The sequence below is a fragment of the Escherichia sp. WS1265 genome (genome assembly GCF_046487585.1).
GTDB classification, from domain to species: Bacteria; Pseudomonadota; Gammaproteobacteria; order Enterobacterales; family Enterobacteriaceae; genus Escherichia; species Escherichia coli.
The window spans coordinates 1-18,565 of record NZ_JBJQJE010000001.1; the positions used below are offsets into that span (position 1 = coordinate 1).

The 18,565-nt window shown below is 48.3% G+C and carries 13 protein-coding genes, 3 tRNA genes and 4 pseudogenes; 12 read left to right on the forward strand and 8 right to left on the reverse strand.

Going from position 1 to position 18,565, the window contains the following annotated elements; all coding sequences use genetic code 11:
• The 7 genes and pseudogenes from ACJHX3_RS00005 to ldtA form a co-directional block, all read left to right on the forward strand.
• Positions 1–593: pseudogene (locus ACJHX3_RS00005) on the forward strand (IS3 family transposase); the annotation flags it as partial.
• A 996-nt stretch (positions 594–1,589) separates the two neighbouring features.
• Positions 1,590–1,778 (forward strand): annotated as a pseudogene (locus ACJHX3_RS00010) (IS4 family transposase); the annotation flags it as partial.
• An 8-nt stretch (positions 1,779–1,786) separates the two neighbouring features.
• Positions 1,787–1,948: pseudogene (locus tag ACJHX3_RS00015) on the forward strand (cobalamin biosynthesis protein); the annotation flags it as partial.
• A 133-nt stretch (positions 1,949–2,081) separates the two neighbouring features.
• On the forward strand, positions 2,082–2,627 hold the full coding sequence (cobU, locus tag ACJHX3_RS00020; protein WP_000973168.1) for a bifunctional adenosylcobinamide kinase/adenosylcobinamide-phosphate guanylyltransferase: 546 nt from the start codon (positions 2,082–2,084) through the stop codon (positions 2,625–2,627).
• Complete coding sequence (cobS, locus tag ACJHX3_RS00025) at positions 2,624–3,367, forward strand: adenosylcobinamide-GDP ribazoletransferase (RefSeq protein ID WP_001325603.1); 744 nt, start codon at positions 2,624–2,626, stop codon at positions 3,365–3,367. Before cobU ends, cobS begins: the two co-directional genes overlap by 4 nt.
• An 11-nt stretch (positions 3,368–3,378) precedes the next feature.
• Positions 3,379–4,458: a nicotinate-nucleotide--dimethylbenzimidazole phosphoribosyltransferase gene (cobT, locus tag ACJHX3_RS00030; RefSeq protein ID WP_001193786.1), complete on the forward strand. Its 1,080-nt coding sequence runs from the start codon at positions 3,379–3,381 to the stop codon at positions 4,456–4,458.
• A gap of 61 nt (positions 4,459–4,519) precedes the next feature.
• Positions 4,520–5,455 carry a L,D-transpeptidase gene (gene ldtA, locus ACJHX3_RS00035; RefSeq protein ID WP_000986331.1) on the forward strand — a complete coding sequence of 312 codons (936 nt, stop codon included), beginning with the start codon at positions 4,520–4,522 and terminating at the stop codon, positions 5,453–5,455.
• A gap of 55 nt (positions 5,456–5,510) precedes the next feature.
• Here the strand turns inward: ldtA and ACJHX3_RS00040 are convergent.
• A tRNA-Asn gene (locus tag ACJHX3_RS00040) sits at positions 5,511–5,586 on the reverse strand.
• Between the two features lie 325 nt (positions 5,587–5,911).
• Between ACJHX3_RS00040 and nac the strand changes: the two genes are divergently transcribed.
• Together nac and cbl are read left to right on the forward strand one after the other, a co-directional pair.
• The gene (gene nac, locus ACJHX3_RS00045) at positions 5,912–6,829 is read left to right on the forward strand and encodes a nitrogen assimilation transcriptional regulator NAC (RefSeq protein ID WP_001011483.1); all 918 of its coding nucleotides are present in this window, start codon (positions 5,912–5,914) and stop codon (positions 6,827–6,829) included.
• Positions 6,830–6,930: 101 nt separating this feature from the next.
• Positions 6,931–7,881: an HTH-type transcriptional regulator Cbl gene (gene cbl / locus ACJHX3_RS00050; protein ID WP_001011013.1), complete on the forward strand. Its 951-nt coding sequence runs from the start codon at positions 6,931–6,933 to the stop codon at positions 7,879–7,881.
• A 37-nt stretch (positions 7,882–7,918) separates the two neighbouring features.
• Here the strand turns inward: cbl and ACJHX3_RS00055 are convergent.
• A tRNA-Asn gene (locus ACJHX3_RS00055) sits at positions 7,919–7,994 on the reverse strand.
• 160 nt (positions 7,995–8,154) lie between these two features.
• Between ACJHX3_RS00055 and yeeO the strand changes: the two genes are divergently transcribed.
• Positions 8,155–9,642 carry a toxic metabolite efflux MATE transporter YeeO gene (gene yeeO / locus ACJHX3_RS00060; protein WP_001323172.1) on the forward strand — a complete coding sequence of 496 codons (1,488 nt, stop codon included), beginning with the start codon at positions 8,155–8,157 and terminating at the stop codon, positions 9,640–9,642.
• Between the two features lie 100 nt (positions 9,643–9,742).
• Positions 9,743–9,818: transfer RNA gene (locus ACJHX3_RS00065), tRNA-Asn, on the forward strand.
• 454 nt (positions 9,819–10,272) lie between these two features.
• Here ACJHX3_RS00065 and ACJHX3_RS00070 read toward each other — a convergent pair.
• From ACJHX3_RS00070 to shiA, 3 genes are all read right to left on the reverse strand, one after another.
• On the reverse strand, positions 10,273–10,989 hold the full coding sequence (locus tag ACJHX3_RS00070; RefSeq protein ID WP_000532923.1) for a YebC/PmpR family DNA-binding transcriptional regulator: 717 nt from the start codon (positions 10,987–10,989) through the stop codon (positions 10,273–10,275).
• Positions 10,990–11,331: 342 nt separating this feature from the next.
• Positions 11,332–12,786, reverse strand: coding sequence for an AMP nucleosidase (gene amn, locus ACJHX3_RS00075; RefSeq protein WP_001060244.1), 1,455 nt, complete (start codon positions 12,784–12,786; stop codon positions 11,332–11,334).
• A gap of 101 nt (positions 12,787–12,887) precedes the next feature.
• On the reverse strand, positions 12,888–14,204 hold the full coding sequence (gene shiA / locus ACJHX3_RS00080) for a shikimate transporter (protein WP_033556400.1): 1,317 nt from the start codon (positions 14,202–14,204) through the stop codon (positions 12,888–12,890).
• Between the two features lie 314 nt (positions 14,205–14,518).
• Between shiA and ACJHX3_RS00085 the strand changes: the two are divergent.
• Positions 14,519–15,301, forward strand: a pseudogene (locus ACJHX3_RS00085) (glycosyltransferase family 9 protein); the annotation flags it as partial.
• Here ACJHX3_RS00085 and ACJHX3_RS00090 read toward each other — a convergent pair.
• The 3 genes from ACJHX3_RS00090 to fyuA all read right to left on the reverse strand — a co-directional run bounded on the left by ACJHX3_RS00090 (position 15,287) and on the right by fyuA (position 18,517).
• Positions 15,287–15,469 (reverse strand): hypothetical protein, encoded by a 183-nt coding sequence (locus ACJHX3_RS00090; protein ID WP_316419361.1) that lies wholly within the window; start codon positions 15,467–15,469, stop codon positions 15,287–15,289. The pseudogene ACJHX3_RS00085 and the gene ACJHX3_RS00090 overlap by 15 nt on opposite strands.
• A protein-coding gene (locus tag ACJHX3_RS00095; RefSeq protein ID WP_394717352.1) for an IS5 family transposase occupies positions 15,451–16,381 on the reverse strand; the annotation gives its coding sequence in 2 pieces (ribosomal slippage) (positions 15,451–15,625 and positions 15,624–16,381; 933 coding nt in all). Before ACJHX3_RS00095 ends, ACJHX3_RS00090 begins: the two co-directional genes overlap by 19 nt.
• Positions 16,382–16,495: 114 nt before the next feature.
• Positions 16,496–18,517 carry a siderophore yersiniabactin receptor FyuA gene (gene fyuA / locus ACJHX3_RS00100; RefSeq protein WP_000784549.1) on the reverse strand — a complete coding sequence of 674 codons (2,022 nt, stop codon included), beginning with the start codon at positions 18,515–18,517 and terminating at the stop codon, positions 16,496–16,498.
• Between the last annotated feature and the right edge of the window lie 48 nt (positions 18,518–18,565).

An 18,565-nucleotide genomic window follows, 5' to 3' on the forward strand; every position in this document is an offset into this window, starting at 1 on the left:
TTACCCCTTTAACGTAAAAACCGTGGCGGCAAGCCTGCGCCGTCAGGGACTGAGGGCAAAGGCCTCCCGGAAGTTCAGCCCGGTCAGCTACCGCGCACACGGCCTGCCTGTGTCAGAAAATCTGTTGGAGCAGGATTTTTACGCCAGTGGCCCGAACCAGAAGTGGGCAGGAGACATCACGTACTTACGTACAGATGAAGGCTGGCTGTATCTGGCAGTGGTCATTGACCTGTGGTCACGTGCCGTTATTGGCTGGTCAATGTCGCCACGCATGACGGCGCAACTGGCCTGCGATGCCCTGCAGATGGCGCTATGGCGGCGTAAGAGGCCCCGGAACGTTATCGTTCACACGGACCGTGGAGGCCAGTACTGTTCAGCAGATTATCAGGCGCAACTGAAGCGGCATAATCTGCGTGGAAAGCTTCTTTCATTCGCTGAAAGTGGAATGTATCCATGGAGAACACTTTATCAGCCGGGAAATAATGCGGGCAACGGTGTTTAATTATATCGAATGTGATTACAATCGGTGGCGGCGGCACAGTTGGTGTGGCGGCCTCAGTCCGGAACAATTTGAAAACCAGAACCTCGCTTAGGCCTGTGTCCATATTACGTGGGTAGGATCACCGCACTCTTGACATAAGAGTGCGGTCCGTGGAAAACGGAGTTGAAAAAATGGTGTCTGAAAGAAGGTACCATCATTGCGATGACAAACACTTTGGCGTGGATAATGTAATTAATTGCTGAAATTGACCGTATATGCGGTAAGACTCATATCAGTATCAGGTCCGGTTAATTGCTGATACTGACATAAACTTTTTACAAAAGGATGAATGCAGAAGGTTACTCTAATGGCCAGAGTGATGACAATGATGGTCAGACGTTGACCTGCAGAAACTGCATTTTAATTGGTCTATAAAGTCTGCAAGAGGAATCAGGGTCAGATCAGTGAGTCTTATCGCGGCCCGAAGCTATGACTGAAAGAAGGCTGGATACAGAATTGCAACAATTTGGCAATGTCAGAACACAGAAGCTTTGCAAGCAGGTGAAAGGTTATGTCTAGCAAAAGGAGTATATCAGAATACATCTACTGATGTACAAAACACAACAATAGCTTCATGATATATAAATACGTGATGACGAGTGGTACTCCGCATGGTTATTTAACTTCTCAGCACCACTAATGATCCTGAGCAACTTCGTATTTGGGCCATTGCCATGGAGTAGAAAGCTGTGTCTGAGAATGCAGAATTTGAGAAAAGAATTCGCTTTCTTGGAGAGCTTCTGAAAATGGCACGCTAACAACGTTTTGTTAAAAAATGTGAATCACTTGCCGAGGCTGCATTTTCTATTCGAGGAGAATGTTGACGTAGATATTACAGAAATCTCAGCGCATCAGGATAAACTGCTACCTTAGGTCAACCACCAAAAGAAAATACAATACGTCCAGTTTGTATGCCTTTAATAACACATCTTTTAAATGTTGAAGAATTATCCCGCCTGCTGAAGAACGTTGCTCTGAGTGTGATAAACCTTTTTATTCTTGATGATGTCAGCGAGAAGATGGAATATATCCCCGACTGGGTCGTGGTTACCCGGTTAAACATCTGGTGGCGCTAATAAATCTGGCAAGTCACATTCTGTTGAATGCTGTGACAGTGCCTTACCGAGAGAGCGAAATTGTGGTGTTCTAGTGCATAGTCGCCACCATTCCGGATAATTCTATTGCGTTGTTTTACAAGTTCTTTTACAGCGCAGATCTGTCGCTGACGTTGAATCAATAGCCTGGATTTCAGAACACAATGCCCGTTTGCTGGTTGGTCCGGCAGTAGCATTAATTCATTATCTGAATGAAATGTGTCAATCCACAGAAACCGCTGTCAATGACGCATTTTGTCGGACGTTAACACGAGGAAGTCTGGCTATTCCACAATGCCATCTTCTTTCGTAATGGATTGAGAATGCTGGATTTTTAATTATATTACGCGCAGTATTGATCGTGTAAATGTTTTGCGGTCAGCAATGGTGGGGGATCCATTGTTCTGTTCAATGAATACCATCATACAATTGAATCAGGAGTCGGTATGATGATTTTGGTGACGGGGGGCGCACGGAGCGGGAAGAGTCGCCACGCAGAGGCGCTTATTGGGGACTCTTCACAGGTTCTGTATATCGCCACCTCGCAAATCCTTGATGACGAGATGGCTGCACGGATAGAACATCATCGGCAAGGCCGTCCGGCGCACTGGCGCACGGTGGAGCGTTGGCAACATCTTGATGAATTAATTTATGCAGACATTAACCCGCATGAAGCTGTGTTGCTGGAATGCGTTACCACAATGGTGACTAATCTGTTGTTTGATTATGGCGGCGATAAAGACCCTGATGAATGGGATTATCAGGCGATGGAACAGGCGATTAATGCTGAGATTCAGTCGTTGATTGCTGCCTGCCAACGTTGCCCCGCAAAGGTTGTATTAGTGACTAACGAAGTGGGAATGGGGATTGTGCCGGAGAGTCGTCTGGCACGACATTTTCGTGATATTGCCGGGCGGGTAAATCAGCAGCTGGCCGCTGCGGCAAATGAAGTATGGCTGGTGGTTTCGGGTATTGGAGTAAAAATCAAATGAGTAAATTATTTTGGGCGATGCTCTCATTTATTACGCGTCTGCCTGTACTGCGTCGCTGGTCCCAGGGACTGGATTTCGAGCATTATTCTCGCGGTATTATTACTTTTCCTTTAATTGGATTATTGCTTGGCGCGATTAGCGGGCTGGTCTTCATGGTGCTGCAGGCATGGTGTGGCGTACCACTGGCGGCACTGTTTAGCGTACTTGTGCTGGCGCTGATGACCGGGGGATTCCACCTAGACGGCCTCGCCGATACCTGTGATGGCGTATTTTCTGCACGTAGCCGCGATCGCATGTTGGAAATCATGCGTGATAGCCGTTTAGGCACCCATGGCGGTCTGGCATTGATTTTTGTTGTACTGGCAAAGATTCTGGTATTAAGCGAGTTGGCTCTGCGTGGCGAACCGATCCTTGCATCGCTGGCGGCAGCATGTGCGGTCAGCCGCGGGACTGCCGCATTATTGATGTATCGTCATCGTTATGCCCGGGAAGAAGGGCTTGGCAATGTGTTCATTGGCAAAATTGATGGGCGACAAACCTGCGTCACACTCGGCTTAGCCGCTATTTTTGCTGCCGTATTATTGCCGGGTATGCATGGTGTGGCTGCTATGGTGGTGACGATGGTGGCGATTTTCATCCTCGGTCAGCTTCTCAAACGTACGCTGGGCGGGCAAACCGGCGATACGCTGGGAGCTGCTATAGAGCTTGGTGAACTGGTCTTCCTGCTGGCACTGCTATAAAGAGACGTGACATGCAAACACTTGCCGATTTACTGAATACGATCCCTGCTATCGATCCTGCCGCTATGTCGCGTGCACAACGGCATATTGACGGGTTACTCAAACCTGTTGGTAGCCTGGGAAGGCTGGAGGCGCTTGCCATACAACTGGCGGGAATGCCGGGGTTGAATGGCATACCGCATGTGGGCAAAAAAGCGGTACTGGTTATGTGTGCCGATCACGGCGTCTGGGAGGAAGGGGTCGCTATTTCCCCAAAAGAAGTGACAGCCATTCAGGCTGAAAATATGACCCGCGGAACAACCGGCGTGTGTGTGCTGGCAGCACAAGCGGGCGCTAACGTCCACGTAGTTGATGTTGGTATTGATAGTGCTGAGCCTATCCCCGGGCTTATCAACATGCGTGTCGCACGAGGTAGCGGCAATATTGCTTCAGCTCCGGCAATGAGTCGCCGTCAGGCTGAAAAGTTGCTTTTGGACGTCATATGTTATACGCGGGAGCTGGCAAAAAACGGTGTCACGCTGTTTGGTGTAGGTGAACTGGGGATGGCAAACACGACACCGGCAGCGGCAATAGTCAGCACAATCACTGGCCGGGATCCTGAAGAAGTGGTTGGGATTGGCGCAAACCTGCCGACAGATAAACTGGCTAATAAAATTGATGTTGTGCGCCGGGCGATTACGTTGAATCAACCAAATCCGCAGGATGGCGTTGATGTTCTGGCAAAAGTGGGGGGATTTGATTTGGTCGGAATGGCTGGCGTGATGTTAGGCGCTGCTTCCTGCGGTTTACCCGTGTTGCTGGATGGATTTCTTTCTTATGCTGCTGCGCTCGCAGCCTGCCAGATGTCTCCTGCAATCAAACCGTATCTCATTCCTTCTCACCTGTCGGCAGAAAAAGGGGCGCGTATAGCGCTGTCGCATTTGGGGCTGGAGCCTTATCTCAATATGGAGATGCGTTTAGGTGAGGGGAGTGGCGCAGCTCTGGCGATGCCCATCATCGAAGCTGCCTGTGCGATATATAACAACATGGGCGAACTTGCTGCCAGTAATATTGTTCTACCGGGGAATACGACTTCTGATTTGAACAGTTAAAAACGAAAAGTCTGATAAAAGCTATACTTAACGGATAGCTTTCGCGACATAGGAAAGGGACATGATGCGTCGTGTAAATATTCTTTGCTCATTTGCTCTGCTTTTTGCCAGCCATACTAGCCTGGCGGTAACTTATCCATTACCTCCAGAGGGTAGCCGTTTGGTGGGGCAGTCGCTTACTGTAACTGTTCCTGATCACAATACCCAGCCGCTGGAGACTTTTGCCGCACAATACGGGCAAGGGTTAAGTAACATGCTGGAAGCGAATCCGGGCGCTGATGTTTTCTTGCCGAAGTCTGGCTCGCAACTCACCATTCCGCAGCAACTGATTTTGCCCGCCACTGTTCGTAAAGGGATTGTGGTTAACGTCGCTGAGATGCGTCTTTATTACTACCCGCCAGACAGTAATACTGTGGAAGTCTTTCCTATTGGTATCGGCCAGGCTGGGCGAGAAACCCCGCGTAACTGGGTGACTACCGTTGAACGTAAACAAGAAGCTCCAACCTGGACGCCAACGCCGAACACTCGGCGCGAATATGCGAAACGAGGGGAGAGTTTGCCCGCATTTGTTCCTGCGGGGCCCGATAATCCCATGGGGCTGTACGCGATTTATATTGGCAGGTTGTATGCCATCCACGGTACCAATGCCAATTTTGGTATTGGACTTCGGGTAAGTCAGGGCTGTATTCGTCTGCGCAATGACGATATCAAATATCTGTTTGATAATGTTCCTGTTGGAACGCGTGTGCAAATTATCGACCAGCCAGTAAAATACACCACTGAACCAGATGGCTCGAACTGGCTGGAAGTTCATGAGCCGCTGTCGCGCAATCGTGCAGAATATGAGTCTGACCGAAAAGTGCCATTGCCGGTAACCCCATCTTTGCGGGCGTTTATCAACGGGCAAGAAGTTGATGTGAATCGCGCAAATGCTGCGTTGCAACGTCGATCGGGAATGCCTGTGCAAATTAGTTCTGGTTCAAGACAGATGTTTTAAGAGCGTTGGTAATTAGAAAGCAAAAAGCCTGCTAGAAAGCAGGCTTTTTTGAATTTGGCTCCTCTGACTGGACTCGAACCAGTGACATACGGATTAACAGTCCGCCGTTCTACCGACTGAACTACAGAGGAATCGTGTGAACGGGGCGCATATTAATGGCAGTGCATGGTGATGTCAAAGGGTGAAATGCATTTTTTTGTTTGTTTGCTGTCAATTTCAACAAAGTGATGAGATTTCAATCTTATTGGTAATGAACCATCGTGGTGCATACCCTCCTTTTATAGGGCAGGGGAACGCGACTGCTGGTGAAAAGAGCCAATGACGAATCTATCATAATCTCTTATTTGACAGTTGGTTAGCTTGTACATCAACGCCAAAATAAAACTGGCAAGCATCTTGCAGTCTGGTTGTAAGTAATGGCGGCACTTGGGCCGATTCTCAAAAACCGGAGGCAACATGAACTTCAGACGCCTGAAATACTTCGTAAAAATTGTAGATATTGGTAGCCTGACTCAGGCTGCTGAAGTATTGCATATCGCACAACCAGCGCTCAGCCAGCAGGTTGCCACACTGGAAGGTGAGTTAAATCAACAACTTTTGATTCGCACAAAACGGGGCGTTACGCCAACAGACGCCGGAAAAATTCTCTATACCCATGCGCGGGCCATTTTACGTCAGTGTGAGCAGGCCCAACTGGCGGTGCATAACGTTGGTCAGTCATTATCGGGGCAAGTCTCGATTGGCTTTGCGCCAGGAACCGCTGCGTCATCCATCACCATGCCCTTATTACAGGCGGTTCGCGCTGAATTCCCGGAGGTCGTTATCTATCTTCATGAAAATAGTGGTGCAGTGCTTAACGAAAAACTGATAAATCACCAACTCGATATGGCGGTGATTTATGAGCATTCCCCTGTGGCTGGTGTATCCAGTCAGGCTTTACTGAAAGAAGATCTTTTCCTGGTAGGGACTCAAGATTGTCCGGGGCAAAGCGTTGATGTTAATGCTATTGCGCAAATGAACCTCTTTCTTCCCAGTGATTACAGTGCTGTTAGACTTCGTGTTGATGAGGCTTTTTCCCTACGGCGACTCACGGCAAAAGTCATTGGTGAAATTGAGTCTATTGCCACGCTTACCGCAGCGATTGCCAGCGGCATGGGCGTTGCAGTATTACCCGAATCGGCCGCGCGTTCGTTATGTGGCGCAGTAAACGGGTGGATGTCACGCATTACCACACCTTCCATGAGTCTCTCTTTGTCATTAAATTTACCCGCCAGAGCGAACTTATCACCACAGGCACAGGCAGTGAAAGAGTTGTTAATGTCAGTGATGAGTTCTCCAGTGATGGAAAAAAGGCAGTGGCAATTGGTGAGCTAAGCGTTATATCGGGATGGAATAAGATGCGGGTTTTTATTATTTGTTATGCCGGGCATTAGACTTTAACAATAACGGAAAATCTGAACTGCCCGGAGTTTACCGTGAATTTCCAACAACTAAAGATAATCCGCGAGGCTGCACGTCAGGATTACAACCTGACAGAGGTTGCGAATATGCTTTTTACCTCACAGTCCGGCGTCAGCCGTCATATTCGGGAACTGGAGGATGAACTTGGCATCGAAATATTTGTTCGACGAGGTAAGCGACTGCTGGGCATGACTGAACCGGGCAAAGCATTACTGGTCATTGCAGAACGTATTCTGAATGAAGCCAGTAATGTTCGTCGGCTTGCAGACCTGTTTACCAACGATACGTCTGGCGTTCTCACTATTGCAACAACGCATACTCAGGCACGTTATAGCTTGCCTGAGGTCATTAAAGCTTTTCGCGAACTTTTCCCGGAGGTTCGGCTGGAGCTAATCCAGGGTACGCCACAGGAAATTGCGACGTTGTTGCAAAATGGCGAAGCTGATATTGGTATCGCCAGCGAGCGTTTGAGTAATGACCCGCAGCTCGTCGCCTTCCCGTGGTTTCGTTGGCACCATAGTTTGCTTGTTCCACACGATCATCCCTTGACGCAAATTACACCATTGACGCTGGAATCAATAGCGAAGTGGCCGTTAATCACTTACCGACAGGGGATTACGGGGCGCTCACGTATTGATGACGCATTTGCCCGCAAAGGTTTGCTGGCAGATATTGTATTAAGTGCGCAGGATTCTGATGTCATTAAAACCTATGTTGCTCTTGGGCTTGGGATCGGATTAGTTGCCGAACAATCCAGCGGTGAACAAGAGGAAAAGAATTTAATCCGCCTGGATACGCGGCATCTTTTCGATGCTAATACTGTCTGGTTGGGACTCAAGCGAGGACAACTTCAGCGTAACTATGTCTGGCGCTTTCTGGAACTTTGTAATGCAGGACTGTCAGTTGAGGATATCAAGCGCCAGGTGATGGAAAACAGTGAAGAGGAAATTGATTATCAGATATAGCAAAAAGCCCGCTATAAAAGCGGGCTTTTCAGAAATTTGGCTCCTCTGACTGGACTCGAACCAGTGACATACGGATTAACAGTCCGCCGTTCTACCGACTGAACTACAGAGGAATCGCTGTTGAGGCACATCTTAACGGCGAAAAATCTTTTGTCAAACCCGATTTTTAAATTCCCCAACTGTTTGCCGTTTCTATCAACAGTTTGTTGCATTTGCAGACAATTTGTTGGCGAAAATCTTTGCAGCTTTGCTGATTCTCCCTCATTATTTGAAATGTGGTTTCACTTTCTGCAATTAAGGTCGGCTTTGAATATCTCCTCTGCTTTACGCCAGGTTGTTCACGGCACTCGCTGGCACGCTAAACGCAAGAGCTACAAAGTGTTGTTCTGGCGCGAGATAACCCCGCTTGCTGTTCCTATCTTCATGGAGAATGCCTGTGTCCTGTTGATGGGGGTTCTGAGCACTTTTCTGGTCAGCTGGCTGGGAAAAGATGCGATGGCCGGCGTGGGATTGGCGGACAGCTTCAATATGGTCATTATGGCTTTTTTTGCTGCTATCGATCTTGGTACTACTGTCGTTGTGGCATTTAGTCTCGGTAAGCGGGATCGACGACGAGCGAGGGTGGCGACGCGGCAGTCATTGGTGATCATGACGTTGTTTGCCGTACTGTTGGCAACGCTTATTCATCATTTTGGCGAGCAAATTATTGATTTCGTCGCGGGTGATGCCACGACAGAAGTTAAAGCACTGGCGTTGACTTATCTGGAGCTGACGGTACTCAGTTATCCAGCAGCTGCCATCACTTTGATTGGTAGCGGGGCACTTCGTGGTGCAGGGAATACGAAAATACCGCTACTGATTAACGGTAGCCTGAATATTCTTAATATTATTATTAGCGGCATATTGATTTACGGCCTTTTCTCCTGGCCGGGACTGGGATTTGTCGGGGCTGGGTTGGGTTTAACCATTTCTCGTTATATTGGCGCAGTTGCAATTTTGTGGGTGCTGGCGATTGGTTTTAATCCTGCGCTAAGGATTTCGTTAAAGAGCTATTTTAAACCGCTGAATTTTAGCATTATCTGGGAAGTCATGGGGATTGGTATTCCAGCGAGTGTCGAATCAGTGTTATTTACCAGTGGTCGGTTATTAACCCAAATGTTCGTTGCCGGGATGGGGACCAGTGTTATTGCCGGAAATTTTATCGCGTTTTCAATTGCGGCTCTTATCAACTTACCCGGAAGTGCGCTCGGCTCTGCTTCTACGATCATTACAGGCCGAAGGTTAGGGGTAGGGCAGATAGCGCAAGCAGAGATTCAGTTGCGGCATGTCTTCTGGCTGTCCACTCTTGGATTAACGGCCATCGCCTGGCTAACGGCTCCCTTTGCCGGGGTTATGGCATCGTTTTACACCCAGGATCCACAGGTTAAACATGTCGTTGTGATTCTGATTTGGCTAAATGCTTTATTTATGCCTATTTGGTCCGCCTCATGGGTGCTACCCGCTGGATTTAAGGGGGCTCGTGACGCCCGTTACGCTATGTGGGTTTCTATGTTGAGCATGTGGGGTTGCCGGGTTGTCGTCGGTTATGTGCTGGGCATCATGCTTGGCTGGGGTGTGGTTGGTGTCTGGATGGGAATGTTTGCCGACTGGGCTGTGCGGGCCGTGCTGTTTTACTGGCGAATGGTTACTGGACGTTGGCTATGGAAATACCCTCGACCCGAACCGCAAAAGTGTGAAAAAAAGCCAGTTGTGTCGGAATAAACAACAAAATGCAGATTATTTCAGCAAACGATTTCAAATTTAAAAAACAGGCTTTGACATTGTGGGTGGGCATCGCTAATATTCGCCTCGTTCTCACGATTCCTCTGTAGTTCAGTCGGTAGAACGGCGGACTGTTAATCCGTATGTCACTGGTTCGAGTCCAGTCAGAGGAGCCAAATTTTAGTTTTGAGACATCTCTATGAGTCTCAAGGCAGTTAAAAAATAAAAATTATTTTTACCCGGTCAGTTTGTAAAAAAGTGGCCGGGTTTTTTGATTTCTGTGTTTCGTGCGCTTAATCGAGTCTCACGCTTCAGTGAGCAAATTGCTCCTCCCCAACAGACATCACGATTCACAAGGTCAAAAATTCTGTTCCATGAAGTACCGTACAAAGATAAAGAGAAAAATGCCTTATGCGGGATGTAGCTGTCGCGTCTTTATCGGGAAACTATACGTAATTGCCACTTTGTCTTCGGTAATCAGAAAAAGAAGACCTGCCATTTTAATAAATATTATTTCTCTGGGAACGGGGATTTTTTATAAGCAATATGACGAGTTAAACATTATATTTTTATAAGGATTATATGAGATTAAAGAAATCTGCCATAAAGACAGATTTCTTTAACATATAATTAGAGATTTGCGACGTTATGATAAACTTTTTGTACATCGTCGTCATCTTCAAGGGCATCAACAAGCCCTTCAAAGATTTCTAAATCTTCTGGGGAAAGCTCAACTTCAGATTGAGCAATCATTTCTAATTCTGTTGTTGAGAACTCAGTGATTCCAGCTGCTTTTAGCGCCGCGATTCCTTTATGAAGGTCAGTAGGTTCAGTATAAATAACAATATTACCTTCTTCTTCAGTTACATCACGAACATCAACTTCAGCTTCAAGCAAAATTTCAAAAATATGGTCAGGGTCTGTTCCTTTAAATACAATCACACCCGTATTGTCAAACATATAGCTGACAGAACCTGCCGCTCCGATATTGCCGCCTTTTTTATTGAAAATTGTGCGAACGTTAGCAATCGTACGGTTAACATTTGAAGTCAATGTCTCAGCAATAATCATTGAGCCATTAGGACCAAAGCCTTCATAACGTCCCTGTACGAACGTTTCATCTCCACCGCCTTTGGCTTTATCAATTGCTTTATCAATAACGTGCTTTGGAACTTGTGCCTGCTTTGCACGTTCAATAACGAATTTTAAAGATGTGTTTAATTCTGGATCGGGTTCACCTTGTTTGGCAGCAGCATAGATTTCTACACCGAATTTTGCATAAATTTTAGACGTTGCACCGTCTTTAGCCGTTTTTTTAGCAACAATATTGGCCCATTTACGTCCCACTGGAATGATCTCCTCGAAAATTTATTTACATTACTGGTAAATCGTTAACATGTGTTAATTCAGCATATTATATCATAACAGGAAAAATCTCGTCTATTAGAAATAAAAATATTCTAAAGCCATAATCTTATATTTAATTTTATAAAAACTAATGTTGTTGGCGGGATTTTTTATAATTGTGTTTTGAAAGCATACTTGCTTTTAATATGTGGAAATCATTAAGACGATAATAAAACTCGCATCTGCCCAAGGAAGCAAACAGCCCGCGTTTATTGCAGGCTATTTGCCAGATGTCTTACTTAATCCTTCACATCTATTTCTGATAAGAAGGTTCATAACTTATTATCGGAACGGCGGCTCATTAAAGGTTCGTAATTTACGTGAATGCAGTCGGTCGCCTTCTGCGCGCAGCAAATCGATCGCCCGAATGCCAATTTGCAGGTGTTCGGAAATAGCGCCTTCATAAAAACGGTTAGCCTGGCCGGGAAGTTTAATCTCGCCATGCAACGGTTTATCTGAAACACACAGTAGTGTCCCGTATGGCACGCGGAAACGATATCCTTGCGCGGCAATGGTTGCACTTTCCATATCAATTGCCACGGCCCGGCTTAAGTTAAAACGAAGTGCAGAAGCTGAGTAACGTAATTCCCAGTTCCTGTCATCTGTGGTTACCACAGTACCTGTACGCAGCCGCTGTTTGACTTCCTCACCGGGCCTGCCGCTGACTAACTTGGTAGCGTCATAAAGCGCACGTTGCACTTCAGCAATGCTTGGAATAGGAATATCGGGCGGCAGAACCGCATCAAGAACGTGATCATCGCGTAAATAAGCATGTGCAAGTACATAATCGCCAATGGCCTGGCTTTCACGTAAGCCACCACAGTGACCAATCATCAACCAGACATCCGGGCGTAGTACTGCCAGATGATCGCAGATGGTTTTAGCATTTGACGGTCCCACGCCAATATTCACCAGAGTAATACCCTGACCATCGGCGGTAATTAAATGCCACGCGGGCATCTGGTGTTTTTTCCATGCAAGGTCGGAAATGGCTTCTTCTGGCGCTTCGGTTTCGGCGGTGATCCAGTTCCCGCCAGCACAAGAAAGGGCAATGTAGGGACTATCAGGATCGAGGATCTGGCTGCATCCCCAACGAACGAATTCATCCACATAACGTGTGTAGTTGGTAAACAAGACGAACGGCTGAAAATGTTCAACTGGCGTACCGGTATAATGGCGCAACCGCGCGAGGGAAAAATCGACGCGGCGCGCATCAAAATGCGATAGCGGGGAGAATTCAGTTGGATGATAAATGCCGTCTGCAGTTTCATCGCCAATTTGCGCCAGTTCTGTTGTCGGGAAATAGCGAGTTAACCCAGCGCTCATTGAGCGATCAAGTGTCAATTCAGAGCCATCAATGACATAAGGATAAGGGATTTCATGCTGCGAGGGTTGCACCGAGATATGCGCACCATAATCCTGATACAGCAACGTAAGTTGTTCATTGAGATACGAACGAAAGAGAGTAGGGCGAGTAATCGTGGTGGTGTAGCTGCCTGCGTGAGTAAAACGACCAAATGCGCGCGTTTTAGGGGGATTGGTTGTGCTACCATCCCAAGTTACGGTCAGTGATGGATAGACAAAAAGACCTTGTTTGCGGGCGTTTTCATCAGGTAATTCGCCACTTGTAATATAGTTGCCAATGGCGTTGCGTAAAGCAACTACAGATTGCTCATACAGCGCGTCGAGTTTATCCAGTGCCTGAGCTGGGGTCAGACCGGAGCCCTTATTATTCATGTGTGTCTCCTGTTCCATACAATTACCGCACATCCGATAGTATGTCACAGGAATGTGAAACAAAAGTGTAAGGCGAAGATCGGATGATCTTCGCCAGGCTATCAAGCGCGTTGATTGTCTTTCATCAACAAAGCGGTTATTGCGGAAATCAGGCATCCAGCCAGCAAATAAATGGCGACGCTATGCCAGTTCCCGGCAAAGTAAGTGATGAGTGCAGCGGCAATAAAAGGTGTAAATCCACCACCAACCACACTGGCAACCTGATAACCGACTCCAGCGCCACTATAGCGATAACTGGCACCAAACATTTCGGTAAACATCGGTTGTTGCACACACACCACCATGTCATGCGCAATGTTTGCCAGCATTATGGAGAAGAAAACTATCCAGAAAATAGATTGTGCTTCAAGCGCCATAAAGAAAGGAAATGCGCTCAACATTCCGATTAACGCACCTGTGATATAAAACCTGCGGCGACCAAAACGATCGGCAAGCCAGGCAAAACAGGGAATTGTCAGGCAGCTTAATCCACCTACCAGCAAACCAATATTAAGGAAAAGTTCGCGCGGTAACCCCATATTCTGGGTTGAATAATTAAGTGCAAAGGCGGTAACGATGTACATCGTCAGCAACTCGCACAGTCGTAGCGCAATAATCTTCAGGAAAGCACCGGGATGTCGTAACAGAGCTTCGATAACCGGGATGCGTTTTTTCGCGGCCGCTTGATTATGTTGCTGTTGTTCAAATTCCGCGGACTCCTCCATGCCATTGCGCACCCACAATGCTCCCAGTACCAGTACGATGCTAAACAGGAAAGGAATGCGCCAGCCCCAGCTTAAAAACTGTACGTCAGTCGTCATCATACTGATCAATGAAACCAGTCCGGTTGAAAGCAGTAAACCTACTCCGTAGCCAACTTGTACACCGCTACTGTAAAAGGCTTTTTTATTTTTCGGCGCACTTTCAACGGAAAGCAACGCTGCGCCTCCCCATTCGCCGCCGACGGCAAATCCCTGAATGGCACGCAGTGTCACCAGCAAAATAGGTGCCCACCACCCAATGGTCGAGAATGAAGGAAGAATACCAATCAAGGCTGTCGCGATGCCCATCATCCAGACGGTCAGCATTAACATGCGCTTACGTCCCAGTCGGTCACCAAAGTGACCGAAAATGACACCGCCGAGCGGTCGGAAAAGGAAGCCGACACCAAAGGTGGCAAATGCGGCGAGCGTTCCCATCGCCGGGCTTACTTGCGGGAAAAACTCGCGATTAAACACCAGTGCGGCGGTAATGCCATAGAGTAAAAAATCATACCAGTCGACGACGGCACCAGCGAAACTGCCTAACGCAGCTCGTCGGGCGCGACTTAACGAAAGCGTCCCTTCATCGGGACGAGTGGAGATGAGCGTGGAGTCCATAATGATCCTGTTTGTACTGTCTTTTTATAATTAGTATGGAAAAGGTAACTCACATTGCCGTCGATCTATAAACGAACCTTATGAGACTACCTCGACAGAGCGCATCTGCAAATGATTTTATGGCTGATTAGCGGCAACATGAAAAATTCGATGGAAGATGAAAGCGCAGGAGTTGCTGGTGTTGTTTAAGGATTAAGCAGATGGCCCACAGGTTCGAGATATGAAACATAAAAGTCCGCATATGCACAAAATTGCACCCTGATGATTCTGATAGACTGCATTGCATTATAACCAGTAGGGAGGCGAGGTTAGTTATGTTTTTAGTATCATTGTTGAGACGTATTGCATTTAGTTACTACGATTATAAAGCTTATAATTTTAATATTGAAAAAACAGACTTTGTTGTCATACATATTCCCGATCAGATTGGCGATGCTATGGCCATCTTTCCTGTTATTCGGGCGCTTGAATTGCATAAAATTAAGCATCTATTAATTGTTACGTCGACAATTAATTTAGAAGTCTTTAATGCGCTCAAACTTGAACAGACTAAATTAACATTAGTCACAATGACTATGCAGGATCACGCAACATTAAAAGAAATAAAAGATTTAGCGAAGAATATAACACTGCAATACGGTACGCCGGATCTTTGTATAGAGGCGATGCGTAAAAAGAACCTGAAAACGATGATATTTATCAGTCAGTTGAAAGCAAAAACGAATTTCCAGGTCGTCGGTTTAACCATGAAGTGCTATTCCCCTTTGTGTAAGAACGCGTCCCGGATGGATCAGAATCTCCGGACTCCTGTACCCATGACATGGGCATTTATGATGCGTGAGGCGGGTTTTCCGGTAGTCAGGTCAATATATGAATTGCCATTAAGCGATGATGTACTCGATGAGGTACGCGAGGAAATGCGATCGTTAGGATCTTACATTACGCTCAATTTAGACGGTAGCTCGCAGGAACGTACATTTTCATTATCGATTGCAGAAAATCTAATAGCAAAAATTCAAAGTGAAACAGATATTCCAATAGTGATCGTTTATGGACCCAAAGGGGAAGATAAAGCCAGGGCATTAGTGGATTGTTATAAGGAAGGTGCGAATAAGCAGGTCATTTCTTCCCAAGCTGACTCGTTGATTAAAATTTCGCGGATCTGGGCCGATTTTTTTCCCGCAAACACATCGAATCAGCCTATTTAGGCTATTTTTTCCACCATTTCTGGCGTTATTTCCGGTTTTTACTGAGATCTCTCCCACTGACGTATCATTTGGTCCACCCGAAACAGGTTGGCCAGGGTGAATAACATCGCCAGTTGGTTATCGTTTTTCAGCAGCCCCTTGTATCTGGCTTTCACGAAGCCGAACTGCCGCTTGATGATGCGAAACGGGTGCTCCACCTTGGCACGGATGCTGCTTCAAGGTTTTTACCTTGCCGGGACGCTCGGCGATCAGCCAGTCCACATCCACCTCGGCCAGCTCCTCGCGCTGTGGCGCTCCTTGGTAGCCGGCATCGGCTGAGACAAATTGCTCCTCTCCATGAAGCAGATTACCCAGCTGATTGAGGTCATGCTCGTTGGCCGCGGTGGTGACTAGGCTGTGGGTCAGGCCACTCTTGGCATCGACACCAATGTGGGCCTTCATGCCAAAGTGCCACTGATTGCCTTTCTTGGTCTGATGCATCTCCGGATCGCGTTGCTGCTCTTTGTTCTTGGTAGAGCTGGGTGCCTCAATGATGGTGGCATCCACCAAAGTGCCTTGGGTCATCATGACGCCTGCTTCGGCCAGCCAGCGATTGATGGTCTTGAACAATTGACGGGCCAGTTGATGCTGCTCGAGCAGGTGGCGGAAATTCATGATGGTGGTGCGATCCGGCAGGGCGCTATCCAGAGATAATCGGGCAAACAGGCGCATGGAGGCGATTTCGTACAGGGCATCTTCCATGGCACCGTCGCTCAGGTTGTACCAATGCTGCATGCAGTGAATACGCAGCATGGTCTCCAGCGGATAGGGCCGTCGGCCATTGCCCGCCTTGGGATAAAACGGCTCGATGACAGCGGTCATATTCTGCCATGGCAGAATCTGCTCCATGCGGGAGAGGAAAATCTCTTTTCGGGTCTGACGGCGCTTAGTGCTGAATTCACTATCGGCGAAGGTGAATTGATGGCTCATGATGTCCCTCTGGGATGCGCTCCGGATGAATATGATGATCTCATATCAGGAACTTGTTCGCACCTTCCCTAGTGGTGTAAAAGGGATACCTTTTCGGTATCCCTTTTACAATAATCAGAAGAAATCAATTCGCGTATTGATACCGACGGTGCGACCCATATTGACCTGCGCGACGGCGCTGCTGCCGTTCATGTAGCCATAGGTACGGTAACGACGGTCGAACAGGTTATCGACATAGACGGAAATGTTCATCCGTTCAGTCGCCTGCCAGCCCAGGCTGCTGTCCAGGGTGGCATAGGTGCCTTGCCGCAACTGGTTGTCGCCATCGAAATAATGCGGCCCGACCAGATTAACCGCCAGTCGGGGCATCAGTGCGCCATAGCGCGTATCAATCACGCCGTTCACGCTGCTTCCCGCGCCATAACGTGGTACGAACGGCACCCGGTTACCGTGATACAACTCACTGTCATTGGTGAATTCGGAACGGATCACGTTGCCATTGATATCCCATGACCAGCCTGGCGCAAACCGCCACTTCGCTTCAAGCTCAACGCCGGTGGCGTCGGCTTTACCCGCATTGCTTAATGTCTGCATCCCGACCGGGCCAGAGTAAAGCTGCATGTCTTTGGTGTGGGTATAAAACGTCGCGGCTTGCAGCGTGACGTCAGCGGTTTCGTAGCGGGTGCCAAGTTCATAGTTGATGGATTTCTCGGCGACGAACGGTTTGGCATCAAGACCCGCAGTAGGCACGATGTTGTACCCGGAAGGTTTATATCCCTGGGCTACACGGGTATACACTCTCCAGTCATCGGTCAGCATATAGCCTGCGGATAGCTGCCCGAGCACCTGATCGTCATTGCTCTTACCCTGGTCGCCAAACGGGTTGCCGAGCATGCTGCCGTGATATTGTGTACTGGATTTATCATGCGAGAAGCGCACGCCGCCGCCGATATCAAAACGATCGGTTAAATGCCAGGTCAGGTCACTGTATGCGGCCAGCGTTTCAGCGGTGGTATAGCCGGTACTGCTTAAATAAGGCATTGTCGGCATGTCGTAGGCTGAATTTAACTTCTCGCGGGTGTTCTGCCGGTACAGCCCAAACACCATATCAACGGTACGCGCATCGCCCAGGGTTGCGGCGCGCAGCTCCTGCACATCCTGATTCCAGCGCTGAGGCATATTGACGATTAACGAACCGGAAGGGAAGGTGCGCGAATAATGCTGCTGCTGCCAGGCGCTGATCAGGTTGAAAACCCAGTCATCGGTGGTGTATTTCCCACTCAGGGTCTGGCTGTCAGTGCAGCGCCGCATGTACGGGTCTGGTGAACCATCGCTGATCGACAGCTTACGGCCCTTAATATCATTCCATCCCACATAGGCGTCCTGGGTGGCGCGGGTACATTCGCGTGAGGCGGCAAAGCCCATTTCCCAGGGCTGATCGTCCGGCGCCAGACGCAGTTTCACATTCCCTATGCTGGCGCGGGTGCCGCCTAAGTCATCGCTTCCCGTCGCGGGGTTAATCATGTCGCCGTCATCAACCTGGCGTAACAGGGTGACGCTGCCGTACAGCAGGCCATCCTGAATGGGGCCGCTCAGGTTGAACTTACTTCGATAACTGTCGCGGCTACTGACGCCGCCTTCAATATAGCCGCGCGGCGTGCTGTCCGGCTGCTGGGTGACGATGTTGATGATCCCGCCCTGAGCGCTTTTGCCATATAACGTTCCCTGTGGGCCTCGCAGCAACTCCACGCTTTGCACATCGGTAAGCGCCTGGATGGTGTTGGTGGAAAGCTGAGGGACGCCATCGACATACAGGGTGACGGCGGGGTTATAGAAGTCCTGCGCTGAAGAGACGCCGCGTAGCGAGATCGTCGAAAAAAGCATGTTGCCGCTATTTTCAATATTGAGCCCGGGCAAGACTCTGGGGAGTTTGTCGCTGGCGGTGACGCCGGCGTCGCTTAATTCCGGCGCGCTGACAACAGTAGACGAGACGTTGTTGGCTGATGCCGAGCGGGAAGATTGTTTACTGGCGGTAACCACCAGCGTGCTTTCGTCTTGCTGTGAAGTCTGGGCATTAGCAATGGCGGGGAGCAATAATCCCCCCAAGGCCAGAGGATAAAGCCGTGTCATTTTCATTGTTGTGAGTCCCTGTAAGACGGCGAAACGCCAAAAATACCGACAATG

Coding starts and splice junctions, on each gene's coding strand:
- cobU (WP_000973168.1), top strand. CDS start 2,082: ATGATGATTTTGGTGACGGGGGGCGCACGGAGCGGGAAGAGTCGCCAC.
- nac (WP_001011483.1), top strand. CDS start 5,912: ATGAACTTCAGACGCCTGAAATACTTCGTAAAAATTGTAGATATTGGT.
- cobT (WP_001193786.1), top strand. CDS start 3,379: ATGCAAACACTTGCCGATTTACTGAATACGATCCCTGCTATCGATCCT.
- shiA (WP_033556400.1), bottom strand. CDS start 14,204: ATGGACTCCACGCTCATCTCCACTCGTCCCGATGAAGGGACGCTTTCG.
- yeeO (WP_001323172.1), top strand. CDS start 8,155: ATGTGGTTTCACTTTCTGCAATTAAGGTCGGCTTTGAATATCTCCTCT.
- cobS (WP_001325603.1), top strand. CDS start 2,624: ATGAGTAAATTATTTTGGGCGATGCTCTCATTTATTACGCGTCTGCCT.
- fyuA (WP_000784549.1), bottom strand. CDS start 18,517: ATGAAAATGACACGGCTTTATCCTCTGGCCTTGGGGGGATTATTGCTC.
- amn (WP_001060244.1), bottom strand. CDS start 12,786: ATGAATAATAAGGGCTCCGGTCTGACCCCAGCTCAGGCACTGGATAAA.
- ldtA (WP_000986331.1), top strand. CDS start 4,520: ATGATGCGTCGTGTAAATATTCTTTGCTCATTTGCTCTGCTTTTTGCC.